This is a genomic window from Paraburkholderia sp. GAS334, assembly GCF_050436625.1.
Classification (GTDB): domain Bacteria; phylum Pseudomonadota; class Gammaproteobacteria; order Burkholderiales; family Burkholderiaceae; genus Paraburkholderia.
In genome coordinates, this window is sequence record NZ_JBNDMO010000011.1 from 205,484 (window position 1) to 222,431 (window position 16,948).

The following is a 16,948-nucleotide window of genomic DNA, read 5'->3' on the forward strand; positions in this document are numbered from 1 at the left end:
TCAACTGTCCTTCGATTCATTGCGCGGCAGAGCGCCGTCTTTGGGAGGCAGGTAATCGTAGAACTCGCGCTTCGGCAGCTTGCCCGAGACGAGATCGTCGAAGATCTGTCGCGAGCGGCCGCGCAGATAAGGCGCCATCAGCGAAATGATCTGCACGCTGACCTGATGCAGCTCGACGCGGATCGCTTCCTGCTCGTTGTATTTGCGCGGGTTCATCACGAACTGGTACGACAGCCAGTACGTGGCGATCACACCGATGTTGGTTGCGATCACGTGCAGTTCGTCGGGTGTCGCGACCATCTCGCCGTCCGTCACCAGCTGCTCGCAGAACTGGCTCGCAAAGCGCACCTTGTGGCTGATGATCTGCTTGAAGTGCGTCTCGAGCGTGCGGTTACGCGCGAGCAGGTCGTTCAGATCGCGATACAGGAAGCGGTAGCGCCATGTGAAATCGATCATGTACTGCAGATACGACCACATTTCGTCGATGGTCGCGCGGTGATCGTCGGGGAAACGCAGACGCTTTTCGATCTCCTGCTCGAACTGGCTGAAGATGCTGTTGATGATGTCGTCTTTGTTGCGGAAGTGGTAGTACAGGTTGCCTGGACTGATCTCCATTTCCTCGGCAATCGTCGTCGTCGTGACGTTCGGCTCGCCGATTTCGTTGAAGAGCTTCAACGAAAGTTCGAGAATCCGTTCGCGGGTGCGGCGGGGAGGTTTGGCTTCCATGTCGTCCGGCCCTGGTTTGGCCGGGTTGGTGCGCGGCAACAACTGCTGCGAATTCCACCCGGACGCGGTTGGTATTGTCAAAAAATGGATCGTTCGATTATAAACCGGACGTTAATTGACCAGGGTTACCGGGGCTACCAGGGTTATCAGGCGAGATTCGGGATGGGCGCCCGCGCGCCGATGGGATCGGCGTCAGCGGAGACTAGCGCCATGCTTCGATCCAGCGAAGCACGAGCGGGGTAAGGACAAGTCCCCACGTCATCAGGCACATCACCAGCGCGACCATCACAGCCGCGCTGCCGAGGTCCTTGGCGCGGCGTGACAATTCATGCCGTTCGAGCGAAATGCGGTCGATTGCGGCTTCGACGCTCGAATTCAGCAGTTCGACGATCAGCACGAGCAGCACGGAGCCGAGCAGCAGCACGCGCGCGACGGGCTCGACCGGCACGATCAGGCCGATCGGCAGCAGAATCGCCGCGAGCGTCAACTCCTGGCGGAACGCGCTTTCTTCCCGGATCGCGACCTGAAAGCCGGCGAGCGAGTTCTTCATCGCGTGCCAGGCGCGCGTCAGGCCGCGATTGCCTTTGTATGGATTGAACGGCAAGGGCGCGAGTGGATCGTCCGGGCCCAGCGGCTCGCCGTGCGTTTCTGTGTCCGTCTGCATCGTGCCGCCTTTGCCATGCGGACGAGGGTGCGACTGCGAATGCGGCTGTGACTCGTCGTCGAACGGATCAATGCCGTTTGCGTTGGCAATGCCGTTGGTGATGGCGCCGTCGGCGTCCGCAGGATGAGGGCGCGCCGCATCACGCGGCGCGCGAGGCGCGTCCGCGGACGGGCGCCGGACAGAGGAGGTTCTGGCCTGCATGGTGGGCGGTGCGCGACGCATCATGCGGCGGCGCTTTCCTCGCTGAACGACGCGCGCGGCAGCGGCTTCAGATGCGCCGCGAACTGTTCCGACGCCGCGCCCCACGAGAAGCGTTCCGCCCACGCACGCGCATGATTGCGATCGATCTTCAGCGCTTCGAGACACGCTTCGCGCAGATCTTCGTTCATTGCGCCCGCGCCCCCATCGCCCAGCACATCGATCGGGCCCGTGACCGGATACGCCGCGACCGGCGTGCCGCACGCGAGCGCTTCGAGCAGCACGAGACCGAACGTGTCGGTGCGGCTCGGGAAGACGAAAACATCGGCGGCGGCATACACCTTCGCGAGTTCAGCCTGCGTCAGCACGCCCAGATAGTTCACCGTCGGATAGCGCGATTTCAGTTCCGCGAGCGCGGGACCTTCACCGGCCACCCATTTCGAGCCCGGCAAATCGAGCTTCAGAAACGCCTCGACATTCTTCTCGACCGCCACGCGTCCGACGTACAGGAAGATCGGCCGTGCGCTGTTGAGCACCTTCGAGTCCATCTGGTGAAAGATGTCGAGATCGACGCCGCGCGTCCATAGCACGACGTTCGTGAAGCCGAACTTTTCGAGGTCGGATTTCACGACCGGCGTCGGCGCCATCACCGCGAGCGACGGCTTGTGAAACCAGTGCAGGAATTTGTACGTGGCGGCGAGCGGAACGCCGAAGCGCGCCTGCACGTATTCCGGAAAGCGCGTGTGATACGCGGTCGTGAACGGCAGCTTGTGCTGGATCGCATACGCGCGCGCCGCGAGGCCAAGCGGACCTTCGGTGGCGATGTGCAGCGCGTCCGGCGCGAATTCGCCGATACGCTGGCGCAGGCGCTTTTTCGGCAGCAGCGAGAGACGGATCTCAGGGTACGTCGGACACGGAATCGTGCGGAATTCGAGCGGCGTCAGCAGATCGACGCGATGACCGAGCGCGGTCAGTTCGCGCGTCGTGTTCTTCAGCGTACGGACGACGCCGTTGACCTGCGGTTCCCATGCATCGGTGACGATCATGATCTTCATCGTTCTGGCCCAGGTGAAGTGAAGGGGTGACGCGTGTTCAGCAGGTTTTGATGTGATGCACGTTATGCGGCAGTAGCCCGGGCCTTTTGCGTGCCTGCTTCCGGCGAGCGCATCACGGTCCAGTAGATCACCTTGAGTTCGCCTTCGAACGTCTCGACGAGCGCCGACAGACTCTCGACCCAGTCGCCGTCGTTGCAGTAGAGCACGCCGTCGATATCGCGGATCTCGGCCTTGTGGATGTGTCCGCAGACCACGCCATCGCAGCCGCGGCGGCGCGCTTCGTCGGTCATCACGCGTTCGAACGACGAGATGAAGTTCACCGCGTTCTTGACCTGATGCTTCAGGTATTGCGACAGCGACCAGTACTGGAATCCGAGCCGGCTGCGAATCCGGTTGAACCAGCGGTTGAGCAGAAGGATCAGCGTGTACAGCGAGTCGCCGAGATAGGCGAGCCACTTCGCGTGCTGGATCACGCCGTCGAACAGGTCACCGTGCGTGATCCACAGACGCTTGCCGGCGAGCGTCGTGTGGAAGGCTTCGCCGCGTACGTGGATGTCGCCGAACGCGAGGTCGCAAAACTGGCGCGCGCCTTCGTCGTGATTGCCCGGCACGTAGATGACCTGCGTGCCTTTGCGCGCCTTGCGCAGGATCTTCTGCACGACGTCGTTGTGCGCCTGCGGCCAGTACCAGCCTTTCTTTAACTGCCAGCCGTCGATGATGTCGCCGACGAGGTACAGGTATTCCGATTCGTTGTGACGCAGGAAATCCAGCAGATAGGGCGCCTGACAGCCGCTCGAACCCAGGTGGATGTCCGAGAGCCAGATCGTGCGGTAACGATGCGTCGCGTCGTGGTCATCTTCGTGATGGCTTGCGCCCGTCACCGGTATCGACGGGGGATGGGGCAGCGGAATCGTATTGCCGGGAAGGGTGCCCGGTCCGAAAGCGACGGGGTCGACGCCGGGGCCGGTCTGGCGGAAGAGGGAAGTCGCGGACGTCTGGTTGTCCATGGCTCACGCGTCGGGTTGCGGTACGTGCATTCGGCCATCGGCGTGTGTCGGTGCCGTGACAGTCACGAGAAGTTCTTATTACGGCGTGCGGCAGCGCATCCTTACGTGGCGGGAATACAACCGTTGTGCATTGCGACGTGTGCGCGTTCGCGCGGCATCAACTGCCGGTGAAAGTGTCGCTATGGACCGTGTTTTGGATGGTGCCGCTCGCCGGCCTCGCGATTGGCGCGCGTGTTCGCGCGGCCGGCGTGTCCGGCGCGTCTAGCGCGTCACTTCGATAATCCGCGTGCCGGCGAGCCGGTCGTGCAGAAACTGGCGGCTCGCGCCGAACCGCCCGGTGGCCGCCCACAGCACGAACCAGACGGCAGCAACGAAAAGCGTCTGCGGCACGGCCAGTCCCAGCAGCGGATGCAGCGCGAGCGGCGGCAGAAACCACAACCACGCAAGCACATAGCGCATGATCGCGCGCGCCGTCGAAACAGGTGCGCCGTCAGCGCTGACGAGGCGCAGGCGCCAGGTTTTCATGGGCAGCGTCTGTCCGCCGTGCGTCCAGAACCAGACGAAATACAGGCCGACCACCAGCCCAACCCACGCGGCGAGCAGGTTGTGATGCGTGAGGCCGTTGCGTTGCTGCGTCAGCGTGCTGAACAGATAGCCGGCGAAGAACACGATGCCGAACAGGATGACGCCTTCGTAGAGCATCGTCGCCAGCCGGCGACGCACGGTCGGAGCGGATGCGGGGCGATCCGGAGTCAGGTCGGCGGTGGCGGGCGGGCTGGACACGGATCGTCGGACGAAAGAGAAGGGCTCAGGAGCCGTTGAAGATCGACGGCGCGTCAGCGGGCGAGACAGGTTGCGGCGTCGCCGGAACAAAGCCGCCAGCGGGCGCCGTACCCGGCGGAAGGACCGCCGGCGCGGGCAAAGGAGCGCCAGCCGCCGCTGCCGACGCGACCGGGCCGCTCGCGCCGCGGGCGTTCACAAGCCTGTCGATGTCCTTGAGTTCGGTTTTGCCCGTCGGCGGCGCGCTGACGACGGTCGGCCGGCGCTTGTGCTCGCTTGCCGCCAGCCGCTCTTTTTGTTCTTCCGACAACTGCTGATACGCCTTCCACGCATTCTGACGTGCTTCGCGCGGCAGTTCTTTCGACGCCTGATAGTTTTCCCGCGCGACACGCCGTTGTTCCGGCGTCATGCGGGTCCATGCGGTCATCTGTTCATGGAGTCGCTTCTGCGCTTCAGGCGACAATTTCGCGTAACGCGACGCGATCTTGATCCATTTGCGCTTGCGCGCGTCGCTGAAGGTATCCCATTGGCCGGCAAACGGCGCAAGCGCGATGCGCTCGGCCTCAGTAAGGTGAGACCAGGAAAGCGGGTTGTTGCTGGCAATTCCCGCCAGATCGACACCCAACGAGGGCGAAGACGACGAAGCAGGCGCGCCGGCGACGGGTGCCGCAGCGGACACGGGCTTCGGATGGAAACGTGGCCAGGTGGCGGCGAACGATACGAGGATCGCGATCACGCATCCGGAGACAACGGCGAGGCCGCGCTTGTAACTCACCCGATCGACCTCCGGTCAGCGCGCGCGCGACAGATACGCGTTGAACCCGTGATCGAGGTACGCGTTGAGCGGCAGGTCGTCGCTGAGCATGGCGGCGTCGATATCGGCGAGTTCGGCGGTGCGCTGCTGGTCTTCCCAGTAGGCGATAGCCACAAGGCTCACGACCAGCGCGGCAAGCGGCCACGCGAGCGCGAAGCGGCGCAGCGGCGAGCGGCGCGGCGCATTCGCCGGGCGGAATTCGGGCACCGGCGCACCGGCAGACATGCCGGCAGCAGCGCCAGCGAGAGCCGGCGCGAACGCCGGCGCCGATACCGGCTCGGCTTTCTTGCGGGCGAGCGCGGCCTGGCGCGCCGCAGCGAGACGGTCGACGGTAGTGGGCGGAAGACTGGCAGTGGTTTCGTCGAGCGCGCGACGCAGCTGTCGCGCAAACTCGAGTTCTTTCGTATCGGGAGCGGAGCTCATAGCGTGATTCCTTTGGCCTTGAGCGCTTGCGCCAGCGTGTGGGTAGCTCGCGAGCAGTGCGTTTTCACACTGCCTTCGGAGCAGCCCATCGCGGCGGCAGTCTCAGCGACATCCATATCTTCCCAGTAACGCATGAGAAAGGCCTCCCGTTGACGTGCAGGTAATTTCTGGATTTCTTCGTCTATAAGCTGCAGTACCTGTTCGCGCTCCAGCCGCTGTTCGCTGCTCTCGGCGCCTGCCGATCCTTCCTGGGCTTCGAACGTTTCCAGTGGGTCGAAATCGTCGTCGTCGGAACCGCCGAGCGACGAAAACAGGCTGACCCACGTATTTCGCACCTTCTGCCGGCGGAAATAGTCGTGCATCGTATTCTGGAGAATACGCTGAAACAAAAGCGGGAGTTCGGCTGAAGGACGGTCGCCGTATTTTTCGGCGAGCTTGATCATCGCGTCCTGCACGATGTCGAGTGCGGCGTCATCATCCCGCACGGCGTAGACCGTCTGCTTGAATGCGCGCCTCTCGACGCCCGCCAGAAAATCGGCGAGTTCCTTGTCTGATGCCATCCGTTTGGGGGTCGGCGCAACGAGCGTGCGCGTAATCGGTCGAAAAATGTCGTAAAACCCGCGGATGCTAACAAACTTTTGCCCCCACCAGGGAAAAGAGGGCACGCGCATGCTCCGGTAAAAGCGCGCTGAACCGATGCGTGGCATGCCGCAGCGCGGAAATATCTGCTTGACCAATATCGCGACAGCAGATATCGTCGACGGTTCGCAACATAAGTGACTTGTCTCATTTGAGGTGTGGCCCAAGAAGCTCACCTGTCAAACTGGACGCGCCGCTTGAACCCGAGCCACAAGCCCGGCAGAGAGCACCCGATCAATTTTTTGCCGAAAATTCGAAAGGTGAACAATGAATATGCCCAGCGCGGAATTCTCCACGTCGGATACGACTCCTCCTCACGAAGCTGACTCTATCGGCGCCACCGTGCTCATGCGCGCACTGGCCGACGAAGACGTCGAGTTTGTGTGGGGCTATCCCGGCGGCTCGGTACTCTACATCTACGACGAGCTGTACAAGCAGGACAAATTCCAGCACATCCTCGTGCGCCACGAGCAGGCCGCGGTTCATGCCGCCGACGCCTATTCACGCTCGACCGGCAAGGTCGGCGTGTGTCTCGTGACTTCCGGCCCCGGCGTCACCAATGCGGTGACCGGCATCGCCACCGCCTATATGGATTCGATTCCGTTGGTGGTGATCAGCGGCCAGGTCCCGACCGCCGCGATTGGCCAGGACGCGTTCCAGGAGTGCGATACGGTCGGCATCACGCGTCCATGCGTGAAGCACAACTTCCTTGTGAAGGACGTGCGTGAGCTTGCCGCTACCGTCAAGAAAGCTTTCTACATTGCCCGTACCGGCCGGCCAGGCCCGGTGCTGATCGACATTCCGAAAGACGTGTCGAAGGCGCCTTGCCAGTACGAGCCGATGAAGACCGTTTCGCTGCGCTCGTACAACCCGGTCACGAAAGGCCACTCCGGTCAGATCCGCAAGGCGGTTGCCTTGCTGCTGTCGGCGAAGCGTCCGTATATCTACACCGGCGGCGGCATCATCCTGGCCGACGCATCGCGTGAGCTGAACCAGTTCGCGGATCTGCTCGGCTATCCCGTTACGAACACGTTGATGGGGCTGGGCGGCTACCGCGCGAGCGACAAGAAATTCCTCGGCATGCTCGGCATGCACGGCACGTACGAAGCCAATATGGCGATGCAGCACTGCGACGTGCTGATCGCGATCGGCGCACGCTTCGACGACCGTGTGATCGGCGATCCGGCGCACTTCGCGTCGCGTCCGCGCAAGATCATTCATATCGACATCGATCCTTCCTCCATCTCCAAGCGCGTCAAGGTCGACATTCCGATCGTCGGCGACGTGAAGGAAGTGCTGAAGGATCTGATCGAACAGCTGCAGACGGCCGAGCATGGCCCCGACACCGCGGCGCTCGCCGACTGGTGGAAGGACATCGAAGCCTGGCGCGCGAAAGATTGCCTGAAGTTCGATCGCAAGAGCGAGATCATCAAGCCGCAGTACGTGGTGGAAAAGGCGTGGGAACTGACCGACGGCAATGCCTTCGTGTGTTCCGACGTCGGCCAGCATCAGATGTGGGCGGCGCAGTTCTATCGCTTCAACAAGCCGCGTCGCTGGATCAATTCCGGTGGCCTCGGCACGATGGGCTTCGGCCTGCCGGCGGCGATGGGCGTGAAGATGGCACATCCGGACGACGACGTGCTCTGTATCACGGGCGAAGGCTCGATCCAGATGTGCATCCAGGAGCTGTCGACCTGCAAGCAGTACGACACGCCGGTGAAGATCATTTCGCTGAACAACCGCTATCTGGGCATGGTGCGCCAGTGGCAGCAGATCGAATACAGCAAGCGCTATTCGCATTCGTACATGGATGCGCTGCCTGACTTCGTGAAGCTCGCTGAAGCCTACGGGCACGTCGGTATCCGCGTCGAAAAAACCGCGGATGTCGAGCCGGCGCTGAAGGAAGCGCTGCGCCTGAAAGATCGCACGGTGTTTCTCGATTTCCAGACCGATCCGACCGAAAACGTCTGGCCGATGGTTCAGGCCGGCAAGGGCATCACGGAGATGCTCATGGGTTCGGAAGATCTATAACGACCGTTTCTGACGCCGGCTTCGTCGCGCACGTCTCCACAAAGGGCGAGAGCGGACGAAGCGGCCCGAACCGGCCCGCATACATCGATACATCGACATCTGGAAGAAGCGAAACATGAGACACATTATTTCCGTCCTGCTGGAAAATGAACCGGGCGCGCTGTCGCGCGTGGTCGGTCTTTTCTCTGCACGCGGCTACAACATTGAAACCTTGACGGTGGCCCCGACCGAAGACCATTCGCTGTCGCGCCTGACCATCGTTTCCATTGGCTCGGACGACGTGATCGAACAGATCACGAAGCATCTGAACCGCCTGATCGAGGTGGTGAAAGTGGTCGACCTTACCGAGGGCGCCCATATCGAGCGTGAGCTGATGTTGATCAAGGTAAGGGCGGTCGGCAAGGAGCGTGAAGAGATGAAGCGGATGTCGGATATTTTCCGCGGCCGCATCATCGACGTCACCGAAAAGACCTACACGATCGAACTGACGGGCGCGAGCGACAAGCTCGACGCCTTCATCGAAGGGCTCGACGCTACCGCGATTCTCGAAACGGTCCGCACGGGCAGCTCGGGGATCGGGCGCGGCGAACGCATTCTGAAGGTGTAACGCCGTTCGCATCGATCAGGGCCGGATGCGCTTCACGCAAACCCGGCCTGCAGTACACAACACGCAGTACCTGAATCTCTCTGAATATTGCCAAGGAACGAACATGAAAGTTTTCTACGACAAGGACGCCGACCTCTCCCTCATCAAAGGCAAGCAGGTCACCATCATCGGTTACGGCTCGCAAGGCCATGCCCACGCGCTGAACCTGAGCGAAAGCGGCGTGAACGTGACGGTGGGTCTGCGCAAGGGTGGCGCATCGTGGAGCAAGGCTGAGAACGCCGGCCTGAAGGTCAAGGAAGTGGCCGAAGCCGTGAAGGGCGCAGACGTCGTCATGATGCTGTTGCCGGACGAGCAGATCGCCGAGGTCTACGCAAAGGAAGTGCATGCGAACGCCAAGCAGGGCGCGGCCCTCGCATTCGCGCACGGCTTCAACGTGCATTACGGCCAGGTGATTCCGCGCGCTGACCTCGACGTGATCATGATCGCGCCGAAGGCGCCGGGCCACACGGTGCGCGGCACGTACACGCAAGGCGGCGGCGTGCCGCACCTGATCGCGGTCGCGCAGGACAAGTCGGGCGCAGCGCGTGACATCGCACTGTCGTACGCAGCAGCGAACGGCGGCGGCCGTGCCGGCATCATCGAAACGAACTTCCGCGAAGAAACCGAAACCGACCTGTTCGGCGAACAGGCCGTGCTGTGCGGCGGCACGGTCGACCTGATCAAGGCTGGCTTCGAGACGCTGGTGGAAGCGGGCTACGCGCCGGAAATGGCGTACTTCGAGTGCCTGCACGAACTGAAGCTGATCGTCGACCTGATCTACGAAGGCGGCATCGCGAACATGAACTACTCGATCTCGAACAATGCCGAATATGGCGAGTACGTGACGGGTCCGAAGATCGTGACGGCCGAAACGAAGAAGGCGATGAAGCAGGTTCTCACCGACATTCAGACGGGCGAGTACGCAAAGAGCTTCATCATCGAAAACCGCGCTGGCGCACCGACGCTGCAATCGCGTCGCCGTCTGACGGCTGAGCACCAGATCGAAACGGTCGGTGCAAAGCTGCGCTCGATGATGCCGTGGATCGCTGCGAACAAGCTGGTCGACCAGTCGAAGAACTAGGCTAGCGCGCTCTTCTATCCGGTTTGTGCGTTCGCAGCAATCGCGAACGCTTCACCGGATGTCCCAAAAGCCGTCCAGGTGTGATGAACCCTGGGCGGCTTTTGCTATCCTACGGTTTTACAAAAATACTGAAGCCACTCATGAATTACCCTCATCCGATCATCGCGCGCGAAGGCTGGCCGTTCATCGCCATCGCGGCCGTCGTTGCGTTGTTGATCCATGCCATCGCGGGGTTCGGCTTTGCATGGCCGTTCTGGCTGATCCTGATTTTCATCGTTCAGTTCTTCCGCGATCCGGCTCGCCCGATTCCCACGCAGGCCAACGCTGTGCTGTGTCCCGCCGACGGTCGCATCGTCGCTGTCGAGACGGCACATGATCCGTACGCGAACCGGGAAGCGCTGAAGATCAGCGTGTTCATGAATGTGTTCAACGTCCACTCGCAACGCTCGCCGGTGGACGGCGCGATTTCGAAGGTCGAATATTTTCCGGGTGCTTACCTGAATGCTGCAGTCGATAAAGCCTCGCTCGAGAACGAGCGCAATGCGCTGGTGATCGAAACGGCTGGCGGCCAGACGGTGACGTCGGTGCAGATCGCAGGGTTGATTGCACGCCGGATTCTTTGCTATGTGCGCGCGGGCGAACCGCTCACGCGTGGTCAGCGCTACGGCTTCATCCGATTCGGCTCGCGTGTCGACGTGTATCTGCCGGTGGGCAGCCGTCCACGTGTGTCGATTGGCGAGAAGGTGTCTGCCTCGTCGACGATCCTCGCTGAACTATAACGCGGCACAAGGAGGTTTCGATGGCCGCATTCAAATCGCGTCGACCCCGTAGCGCCGGCCCGCAGCCGCGGCCTTTCCGCCGCAACAAGCCGATCCAGGAGCCGGGCGTAGTCGATAGCCGGCGCGCCGCCCGCCAGCAGTTCCTTCGCAAGCGCGGCATCTATCTGCTGCCGAATGCCTTCACGACCGCCGCGCTGTTCTGCGGCTTCTTCGCCGTCGTGCAGGCGATGAACGTGCGCTTTGAAGTCGCGGCGATCGCGATCTTCGTCGCGATGGTGCTCGACGGCATGGACGGCCGCGTCGCGCGTATGACGCATACGCAGAGCGCGTTCGGCGAACAGTTCGACAGCCTCTCCGACATGGTGTCGTTCGGCGTCGCGCCGGCGCTCGTGATGTACGAATGGATCCTGAAGGACCTTGGCCGCTGGGGCTGGCTTGCGGCGTTCGTGTACTGCTCGGGCGCAGCGTTGCGGCTCGCGCGCTTCAACACGAACATCGGCGTGGTGGACAAGCGGTTCTTCCAGGGCATGCCAAGTCCGGCTGCGGCGGCGCTGATCGCGGGCTTCGTGTGGCTCGCCACCGATAACCGCGTGCCGCTCAAGCTCGTCTGGCTGCCGTGGGTCGCGTTCGTGCTGACGATCTATGCAGGCGTGACAATGGTGTCGAACGCGCCGTTCTACAGCGGCAAGGCGCTCGACGTGCGGCATCGCGTGCCGTTCGGCGTGATCCTGCTGGTGGTGATGGCGTTCGTGCTGGTTTCGTCCGATCCGCCGTTGATGCTGTTCGGTCTGTTTGTGCTGTACGGCCTGTCGGGCTATGTGTTCTGGGCCTACCAGGCGCTCCGGGGCAGGGCGAATCCGGCCCGTTCGTCGCAGCGCGATCACTGACGCTGCTCACGCGACCGGGATGGAAGCGGGAAAACGGCAGCCTCAGGGCTGCTGTTTTTCATTTCCGGAGCAGGGAATGCCGCTAATTGCACGTTTTCCGGAATGCCGCTATAGTCGCTGACATGGTTATTTTCCAGTTCCCCTTCCTGTCTCTTCAAGCCGGTGCGCCTCTATGCGCACTAGCGCTAGCGCGCCTGCCGCGCTGATCGTTTTCGCCCCCCGTCTGCCTCGTCTGTTGTTGAGCGTCGCCAGCGGTGGCGCAAACACCCGAATTCCGTTTCTTCATCCCCACATTTGATTGAGTCCCCGGAGACCCGACATGGCAGACAAGCTGATCATATTCGACACGACGTTGCGCGACGGCGAGCAATCGCCCGGTGCGTCGATGACCAAGGAAGAGAAAATCCGTATCGCGAAGCAGCTCGAACGGATGAAAGTGGACGTCATCGAAGCCGGCTTCGCGGCCAGCTCGAATGGCGACTTCGATTCGATCCACACGATCGCGTCGATGATCAAGGAAAGCACGATCTGCTCGCTCGCCCGCGCGAACGACAAGGACATCCAGCGTGCCGCCGATGCGTTGAAGCCCGCTGAGCGCTTCCGCATCCATACGTTCATTGCCACGTCGCCGCTGCACATGGAAAAGAAGCTGCGCATGACGCCCGACCAGGTGTTCGAGCAGGCAAAGCTGGCGGTGCGCTTCGCGCGCAAGTTCACAGACGACGTCGAATTCTCGCCGGAAGACGGCAGCCGCTCGGACATGGACTTCCTGTGCCGCGTGCTCGAAGCCGTGATCGCCGAAGGCGCGACCACGATCAATATCGCTGACACGGTCGGCTACGGCGTGCCGGAACTGTACGGCAAGCTCGTGAAGGATCTGCGCGAACGCATCCCGAATTCGCACAAGGCCGTGTTCTCCGTGCATTGCCATAACGACCTCGGCATGGCCGTGGCGAACTCGCTGGCCGGCGTGCAGATCGGTGGCGCGCGTCAAGTCGAATGCACGATCAACGGTCTCGGCGAGCGCGCGGGCAATACGTCGCTCGAAGAAATCGTGATGGCCGTGAAGACCCGCAAGGATTATTTCGGCCTCGATCTCGGTATCGACACGACGCAGATCGTGCCGGCGTCGAAGCTCGTGTCGCAGATCACCGGCTTTGTCGTGCAGCCGAACAAGGCGGTGGTCGGCGCAAATGCGTTTGCGCACGCGTCGGGCATTCACCAGGACGGCGTCCTGAAGGCGCGCGACACCTACGAAATCATGCGGGCCGAAGATGTGGGCTGGAGCGCGAACAAGATCGTGCTCGGCAAGCTCTCGGGCCGTAATGCGTTCAAGCAGCGTCTGCAGGAACTCGGCATTTCGCTGGAAAGCGAAGGCGAACTGAACACGGCGTTCGCGCGCTTCAAGGAACTGGCCGACCGCAAGTCGGAAATCTTCGACGAAGACATCATCGCGATCGTCACGGAAGAATCCGCTGAAGCTTACGAAAAGGAACATTACAGGTTCGTGTCGCTGTCGCAGCATTCGGAAACGGGCGAGCAGCCGCACGCGAAGATCGTGTTCTCGATAGAAGGCAAGGAAGTGACCGGCGAAGCGAACGGCAACGGCCCGGTTGACGCCACGCTGAACGCGATCGAAACCGAAGTGGGCAGCGGTTCGGAACTGCTGCTGTATTCGGTGAACGCAATCACGACGGGCACGCAGGCGCAGGGCGAAGTGACGGTGCGTCTGTCGAAGAGCGGCCGCATTGTGAACGGCGTCGGCACCGATCCGGATATCGTCGCGGCTTCCGCCAAGGCTTATATCTCGGCGCTCAACAAGCTGTACTCGAACTTCGACAAGCTGAACCCGCAACGTTCATAACGCATGTTGATATGCGGGACGCAGGGTGCGGTCCCGCGCGTTCGTTCATTTGAAACCCCGTGCTTCACGAGAGCACGGGGTTTTTGCTTTCCGGGCCACGTGCGTGTCGCCGCGGCGTATGCTCGCGGCACTCGCGTGAACGAAACCGCCTACGCGCTAGCGGGCTCATCGCCGGAATAACCCGATGCGACGACATTGATGCGTCCGTCGTCGAGCGAAAAGATCCAGCCGTGCACGAGCGGCGCAGGCCGGCTTTCGCGCACGATGGCGGTGTCACGCAGCCGCTGAACCTGTTCCAGCACATTCAGTTCGGCGAGCCGGTTAATGCGCCCGTCCTCCGACGCATGGACGTCAAGCTCGTGGCGATGCGTCTGCGCGAGCGCGCAAAGCGGCGCGATCCGCCGGTTGACATGCGGCAACTCCGGCGACGGCGGCAGCAGCGCGGCCCGTACGCCACCGCAACCATAGTGGCCACAGACGATCACGTGACCGACCTTCAGCACGCGCACTGCGTATTCGAGCACGCTCGCGCAGTTGTCGTCGTCGGGCGGGAAAAGGTTCGCAATGTTGCGATGGACGAACAGATCGCCCGGCTGGCAATGTGTGATGGTCTCGGCGGGGACGCGGCTGTCCGAGCAGCCGATCCACAGTACCTGTGGATTCTGTCCCTGTGACAGTTCCTTGAAGAAAAGCGGGTCGCGCGCGAGGGTTTCTTCTGCCCATTCGGCATTGGCGGCCAGCATCTGTCGTGGAAGGTTCATCGAAAGCGGCTCCGGAGGGGCGGGTGATGAACAGAAAGGCCGCCTCGGAAACGAGGCGGCCTGCGTGCTCGAATGACGGCGATAAGGTCAGAAGAAGTTGCGGCGGCTCGGGTCGTGCAGCGGATCCGGGCTTTTCTGCGTGGTCCGAAGTACACCCTGATCGTCGAAGTAGAAGCTGAACATCATGTACCAGATGTTGTCTTCGAGATACCGGTAGGTCCAGACCTCGCGCTTCATCAGCGGGAAGTACGACGTTTCCACCGGGCGCCCGAAATTGACGAGGACATCGTCGCGCGTCCACTTGCCGATATCGGCGCGATAAAACTCGTTGGGTTGCAGCACCTGACGCACGGACAGAATCTTGCCGGCGGCGTCGACGTCCGCGGCGGTGGTGGTTTCGCCCATCGGCTGGGTTGGCCACATCAGACGCCTGCTGCCGTTCGGCAGGTCATACGTTTCGCGCGGCGCGCCGAGGCGGGTGATCAGCGCGGACTGGTCCTCGCCCGGCCGGAACTGCTGCCACGGCTGCGCACAGCCCGCGAGCATCAGCACGCCGACGCAGGCGAGCGCCGCGCGCCGCAGACGCCGGCGTGGCTCTGCCGGCTGTCCTGACGTCGGGGTCGCGGCGGGCGCGGTTGAGAGGCGGTTAAACATGAATTCCTCCGATGGCATTCTGGTGGCCTCGCGTTACATTTTTTGTCATGGAGCCACGTCATTTTGACATGCGGCGCGGCAAAAGATTTGCCGGCGGTGCGTGACGGCGCACCTGCGGCGCATCGCGCGCACGCTTGCCCGACGCCGCGCACGCCTCTATGATCCGCGCTTCGAATGAACCAACCACAGCAGGAGCAACGATGGTGGCGAACTGGATGCGAACGGCGCTGGCCGCGCTCGCGGCAGTCTCGATGACGGCCGCGCACGCCGGCGGCGAGCCGGTGCGGCTCGCGCTGATCGAAGGCATGTCGGGGCCGTTTGCCAACGCCGGCGCGGCGGTGGAGCGGAACCTGCGGCTCGGCGTCGAGCGCGTGAACGCAGCGGGCGGCGTGAAGCTCGCCGACGGCGCGCATCCGCTCGAGCTCGTCGTGCTCGACAGCAAGGGCAGCGCCGAAGAGGCGCTCGTGCAACTGCGCGCGGCGGCGGACCAGCATATCGGCTACATCCTGCAGGGCAACAGTTCGGCGGTCGCCGCGGCGCTGCTGACCGCGATCGAAAAGCAGAACGCCCGCGAGCTGGATAACCGCGAACTGTTCCTCAACTATTCCGCCGACGATCCCGCGCTGACCAACGCAAACTGCAGCTTCTGGCATTTTCGCTTCGACGCGCACGCCGGCATGCGCATGGACGCGCTCGCCGACGTGATCCAGCGCGACCTGTCCGTGAAGAAAATCTATCTGCTGAACCAGGATTACAGCTTTGGCCACGATGTCAGCGCGCTGGCGCGTGTAACGCTCAAGGCAAAGCGACCGGATATCACTATCGTCGGCGATGAATTCCATCCGGTTGGGCGCGTGAAGGATTTCGCGCCTTACGTCGCGAAAATCCGCGCGAGCGGCGCGGACGCGGTCGTGACCGGCAACTGGGGCAACGACCTGACGCTGCTGGTCAAGGCGGCGCGCGAGCAGGGACTCAACACGAAGTTCTATACGTTCTACGGCAATAGTCTCGGCGCGCCGGCTGCGCTCGGCGATGCGGGCGTCGGCAGGGTGGTGGCGGTTGCGGACTGGCATCCGAACGCTGGTGGCGGGGCCTCAGACGCGTGGTACAAAGCCTTCCGTACCCGTTTTCCCGCCGCAGCCGATGACTATCCTGTGCTACGCATGGAAATGATGATCGAGATGCTCGCCGCCGCGATGAACAGCGCGGCCAGCGCCCAGCCCGAGGCCGTCGCGAAGGCGCTGGAGGGTATGAAGTTCGATAACGGCTTCCACTCATCGTGGATGCGCGCGGAGGATCATCAATTCATCCAGCCCCTTTATGTGATGGAGATGGACAAGGCCGGTACGCCGGGCGTGCGCTTCGACAACGAGGGCTCCGGCTACGGATTCCGTACGGTGCTGGCGCTGCCGGCGGTGCGCACCGTGCCGCCGGCGGTTTGTCGCATGAAACGCCCGTGAGCGCGCCGGTCGCGCCCTTTGGGCCGGCCCGTTCAGGGTTGTAAGGGAGGGTTCGCGGCCCGTTCGGGCTGTGCTACAATACGCCCCTCGTTGTAACCCCACGGCACGGCCTTTCTTCCGTGACCGCCTGTCTAGTACTTAAGGAAATCAACATGTCCGCAGTTGAAACAAGCAAGAAGTCCGACGTCGTTGCGCAATTCGCACGCGCAGCTAACGACACCGGCTCCCCCGAAGTTCAGGTCGCGCTGCTCACGACGCGCATCAACGAACTGACCGTTCACTTCAAGGCTCACACGAAGGATCACCACAGCCGCCGCGGTCTGCTGCGCATGGTGAGCCGTCGTCGTAAGCTGCTCGACTACCTGAAGGGCAAGGACGCTGACCGTTACCGTGCGCTGATCGAGAAGCTGGGTCTGCGTAAGTAATCGGGTTAGTCTCTCAGCAAGATGCCTGTGTCAGTCAACTGATACAGGCATTTT

Annotated in this window: 19 protein-coding genes; 8 read left to right on the forward strand and 11 right to left on the reverse strand. The window is 62.4% G+C overall.

What is annotated here, in order from left to right; all coding sequences use genetic code 11:
* The 8 genes from P3T21_RS21580 to P3T21_RS21615 form a co-directional block, all read right to left on the reverse strand.
* Entirely contained in the window at positions 1–726 is a 726-nt protein-coding gene (locus P3T21_RS21580) for a TetR/AcrR family transcriptional regulator (RefSeq protein ID WP_429258036.1), read from the reverse strand.
* Between the two features lie 202 nt (positions 727–928).
* A complete protein-coding gene (locus P3T21_RS21585; RefSeq protein ID WP_429257979.1) occupies positions 929–1,615 on the reverse strand; it encodes a diacylglycerol kinase in 687 nt (228 codons plus the stop codon).
* On the reverse strand, positions 1,612–2,643 hold the full coding sequence (locus tag P3T21_RS21590; protein ID WP_429257980.1) for a glycosyltransferase family 4 protein: 1,032 nt from the start codon (positions 2,641–2,643) through the stop codon (positions 1,612–1,614). Before P3T21_RS21590 ends, P3T21_RS21585 begins: the two co-directional genes overlap by 4 nt.
* A gap of 62 nt (positions 2,644–2,705) precedes the next feature.
* Positions 2,706–3,650, reverse strand: coding sequence for a UDP-2,3-diacylglucosamine diphosphatase (locus P3T21_RS21595; RefSeq protein ID WP_429257981.1), 945 nt, complete (start codon positions 3,648–3,650; stop codon positions 2,706–2,708).
* A gap of 261 nt (positions 3,651–3,911) precedes the next feature.
* Positions 3,912–4,433 (reverse strand): RDD family protein, encoded by a 522-nt coding sequence (locus P3T21_RS21600; protein WP_429257982.1) that lies wholly within the window; start codon positions 4,431–4,433, stop codon positions 3,912–3,914.
* Between the two features lie 25 nt (positions 4,434–4,458).
* Positions 4,459–5,205: a DUF3106 domain-containing protein gene (locus tag P3T21_RS21605; protein WP_429257983.1), complete on the reverse strand. Its 747-nt coding sequence runs from the start codon at positions 5,203–5,205 to the stop codon at positions 4,459–4,461.
* 15 nt (positions 5,206–5,220) lie between these two features.
* Positions 5,221–5,667 (reverse strand): DUF3619 family protein, encoded by a 447-nt coding sequence (locus P3T21_RS21610; RefSeq protein WP_429257984.1) that lies wholly within the window; start codon positions 5,665–5,667, stop codon positions 5,221–5,223.
* Positions 5,664–6,227 (reverse strand): RNA polymerase sigma factor, encoded by a 564-nt coding sequence (locus P3T21_RS21615; RefSeq protein WP_429257985.1) that lies wholly within the window; start codon positions 6,225–6,227, stop codon positions 5,664–5,666. Before P3T21_RS21615 ends, P3T21_RS21610 begins: the two co-directional genes overlap by 4 nt.
* Before the next feature lie 346 nt (positions 6,228–6,573).
* Between P3T21_RS21615 and P3T21_RS21620 the strand changes: the two genes are divergently transcribed.
* The 5 genes from P3T21_RS21620 to pssA all read left to right on the forward strand — a co-directional run bounded on the left by P3T21_RS21620 (position 6,574) and on the right by pssA (position 11,730).
* Positions 6,574–8,337 carry an acetolactate synthase 3 catalytic subunit gene (locus tag P3T21_RS21620; protein ID WP_429257986.1) on the forward strand — a complete coding sequence of 588 codons (1,764 nt, stop codon included), beginning with the start codon at positions 6,574–6,576 and terminating at the stop codon, positions 8,335–8,337.
* A 115-nt stretch (positions 8,338–8,452) separates the two neighbouring features.
* Positions 8,453–8,944, forward strand: a complete 492-nt coding sequence (gene ilvN / locus P3T21_RS21625) for an acetolactate synthase small subunit (protein ID WP_137954521.1) — start codon at positions 8,453–8,455, stop codon at positions 8,942–8,944.
* 103 nt (positions 8,945–9,047) lie between these two features.
* Positions 9,048–10,064, forward strand: coding sequence for a ketol-acid reductoisomerase (ilvC, locus tag P3T21_RS21630; RefSeq protein ID WP_429257987.1), 1,017 nt, complete (start codon positions 9,048–9,050; stop codon positions 10,062–10,064).
* A gap of 140 nt (positions 10,065–10,204) precedes the next feature.
* The gene (locus P3T21_RS21635) at positions 10,205–10,843 is read left to right on the forward strand and encodes a phosphatidylserine decarboxylase (protein WP_429257988.1); all 639 of its coding nucleotides are present in this window, start codon (positions 10,205–10,207) and stop codon (positions 10,841–10,843) included.
* A gap of 20 nt (positions 10,844–10,863) precedes the next feature.
* Complete coding sequence (gene pssA / locus P3T21_RS21640; RefSeq protein ID WP_429257989.1) at positions 10,864–11,730, forward strand: CDP-diacylglycerol--serine O-phosphatidyltransferase; 867 nt, start codon at positions 10,864–10,866, stop codon at positions 11,728–11,730.
* Here pssA and P3T21_RS21645 read toward each other — a convergent pair.
* On the reverse strand, positions 11,724–11,888 hold the full coding sequence (locus P3T21_RS21645; RefSeq protein WP_429257990.1) for a hypothetical protein: 165 nt from the start codon (positions 11,886–11,888) through the stop codon (positions 11,724–11,726). The genes pssA and P3T21_RS21645 overlap by 7 nt on opposite strands.
* A 161-nt stretch (positions 11,889–12,049) precedes the next feature.
* Here P3T21_RS21645 and P3T21_RS21650 point away from each other — a divergent pair, with 161 nt between their 5' ends.
* Complete coding sequence (locus tag P3T21_RS21650) at positions 12,050–13,594, forward strand: 2-isopropylmalate synthase (RefSeq protein WP_429257991.1); 1,545 nt, start codon at positions 12,050–12,052, stop codon at positions 13,592–13,594.
* A 149-nt stretch (positions 13,595–13,743) separates the two neighbouring features.
* Here P3T21_RS21650 and P3T21_RS21655 read toward each other — a convergent pair whose 3' ends face one another.
* Together P3T21_RS21655 and P3T21_RS21660 are read right to left on the reverse strand one after the other, a co-directional pair.
* Entirely contained in the window at positions 13,744–14,355 is a 612-nt protein-coding gene (locus P3T21_RS21655; RefSeq protein ID WP_429257992.1) for a carbonic anhydrase, read from the reverse strand.
* A gap of 87 nt (positions 14,356–14,442) precedes the next feature.
* The gene (locus P3T21_RS21660; protein WP_429257993.1) at positions 14,443–15,009 is read right to left on the reverse strand and encodes a hypothetical protein; all 567 of its coding nucleotides are present in this window, start codon (positions 15,007–15,009) and stop codon (positions 14,443–14,445) included.
* 200 nt (positions 15,010–15,209) lie between these two features.
* Here P3T21_RS21660 and P3T21_RS21665 point away from each other — a divergent pair, with 200 nt between their 5' ends.
* Positions 15,210–16,469: a branched-chain amino acid ABC transporter substrate-binding protein gene (locus tag P3T21_RS21665; RefSeq protein WP_429257994.1), complete on the forward strand. Its 1,260-nt coding sequence runs from the start codon at positions 15,210–15,212 to the stop codon at positions 16,467–16,469.
* A gap of 152 nt (positions 16,470–16,621) precedes the next feature.
* The gene (gene rpsO, locus P3T21_RS21670) at positions 16,622–16,894 is read left to right on the forward strand and encodes a 30S ribosomal protein S15 (protein ID WP_025496081.1); all 273 of its coding nucleotides are present in this window, start codon (positions 16,622–16,624) and stop codon (positions 16,892–16,894) included.
* The last annotated feature ends 54 nt before the right edge of the window (positions 16,895–16,948 follow it).

What these genes read in the sequence shown, in the direction of transcription:
- P3T21_RS21635 (WP_429257988.1), top strand. Translation starts at nt 10,205, where the DNA reads ATGAATTACCCTCATCCGATCATCGCGCGCGAAGGCTGGCCGTTCATC.
- P3T21_RS21655 (WP_429257992.1), bottom strand. Translation starts at nt 14,355, where the DNA reads ATGAACCTTCCACGACAGATGCTGGCCGCCAATGCCGAATGGGCAGAA.
- P3T21_RS21650 (WP_429257991.1), top strand. Translation starts at nt 12,050, where the DNA reads ATGGCAGACAAGCTGATCATATTCGACACGACGTTGCGCGACGGCGAG.
- ilvN (WP_137954521.1), top strand. Translation starts at nt 8,453, where the DNA reads ATGAGACACATTATTTCCGTCCTGCTGGAAAATGAACCGGGCGCGCTG.
- P3T21_RS21665 (WP_429257994.1), top strand. Translation starts at nt 15,210, where the DNA reads ATGGTGGCGAACTGGATGCGAACGGCGCTGGCCGCGCTCGCGGCAGTC.
- P3T21_RS21585 (WP_429257979.1), bottom strand. Translation starts at nt 1,615, where the DNA reads ATGATGCGTCGCGCACCGCCCACCATGCAGGCCAGAACCTCCTCTGTC.
- pssA (WP_429257989.1), top strand. Translation starts at nt 10,864, where the DNA reads ATGGCCGCATTCAAATCGCGTCGACCCCGTAGCGCCGGCCCGCAGCCG.
- P3T21_RS21615 (WP_429257985.1), bottom strand. Translation starts at nt 6,227, where the DNA reads ATGGCATCAGACAAGGAACTCGCCGATTTTCTGGCGGGCGTCGAGAGG.
- ilvC (WP_429257987.1), top strand. Translation starts at nt 9,048, where the DNA reads ATGAAAGTTTTCTACGACAAGGACGCCGACCTCTCCCTCATCAAAGGC.
- P3T21_RS21660 (WP_429257993.1), bottom strand. Translation starts at nt 15,009, where the DNA reads ATGTTTAACCGCCTCTCAACCGCGCCCGCCGCGACCCCGACGTCAGGA.
- P3T21_RS21610 (WP_429257984.1), bottom strand. Translation starts at nt 5,667, where the DNA reads ATGAGCTCCGCTCCCGATACGAAAGAACTCGAGTTTGCGCGACAGCTG.
- P3T21_RS21590 (WP_429257980.1), bottom strand. Translation starts at nt 2,643, where the DNA reads ATGAAGATCATGATCGTCACCGATGCATGGGAACCGCAGGTCAACGGC.
- P3T21_RS21620 (WP_429257986.1), top strand. Translation starts at nt 6,574, where the DNA reads ATGAATATGCCCAGCGCGGAATTCTCCACGTCGGATACGACTCCTCCT.
- rpsO (WP_025496081.1), top strand. Translation starts at nt 16,622, where the DNA reads ATGTCCGCAGTTGAAACAAGCAAGAAGTCCGACGTCGTTGCGCAATTC.
- P3T21_RS21580 (WP_429258036.1), bottom strand. Translation starts at nt 726, where the DNA reads ATGGAAGCCAAACCTCCCCGCCGCACCCGCGAACGGATTCTCGAACTT.
- P3T21_RS21595 (WP_429257981.1), bottom strand. Translation starts at nt 3,650, where the DNA reads ATGGACAACCAGACGTCCGCGACTTCCCTCTTCCGCCAGACCGGCCCC.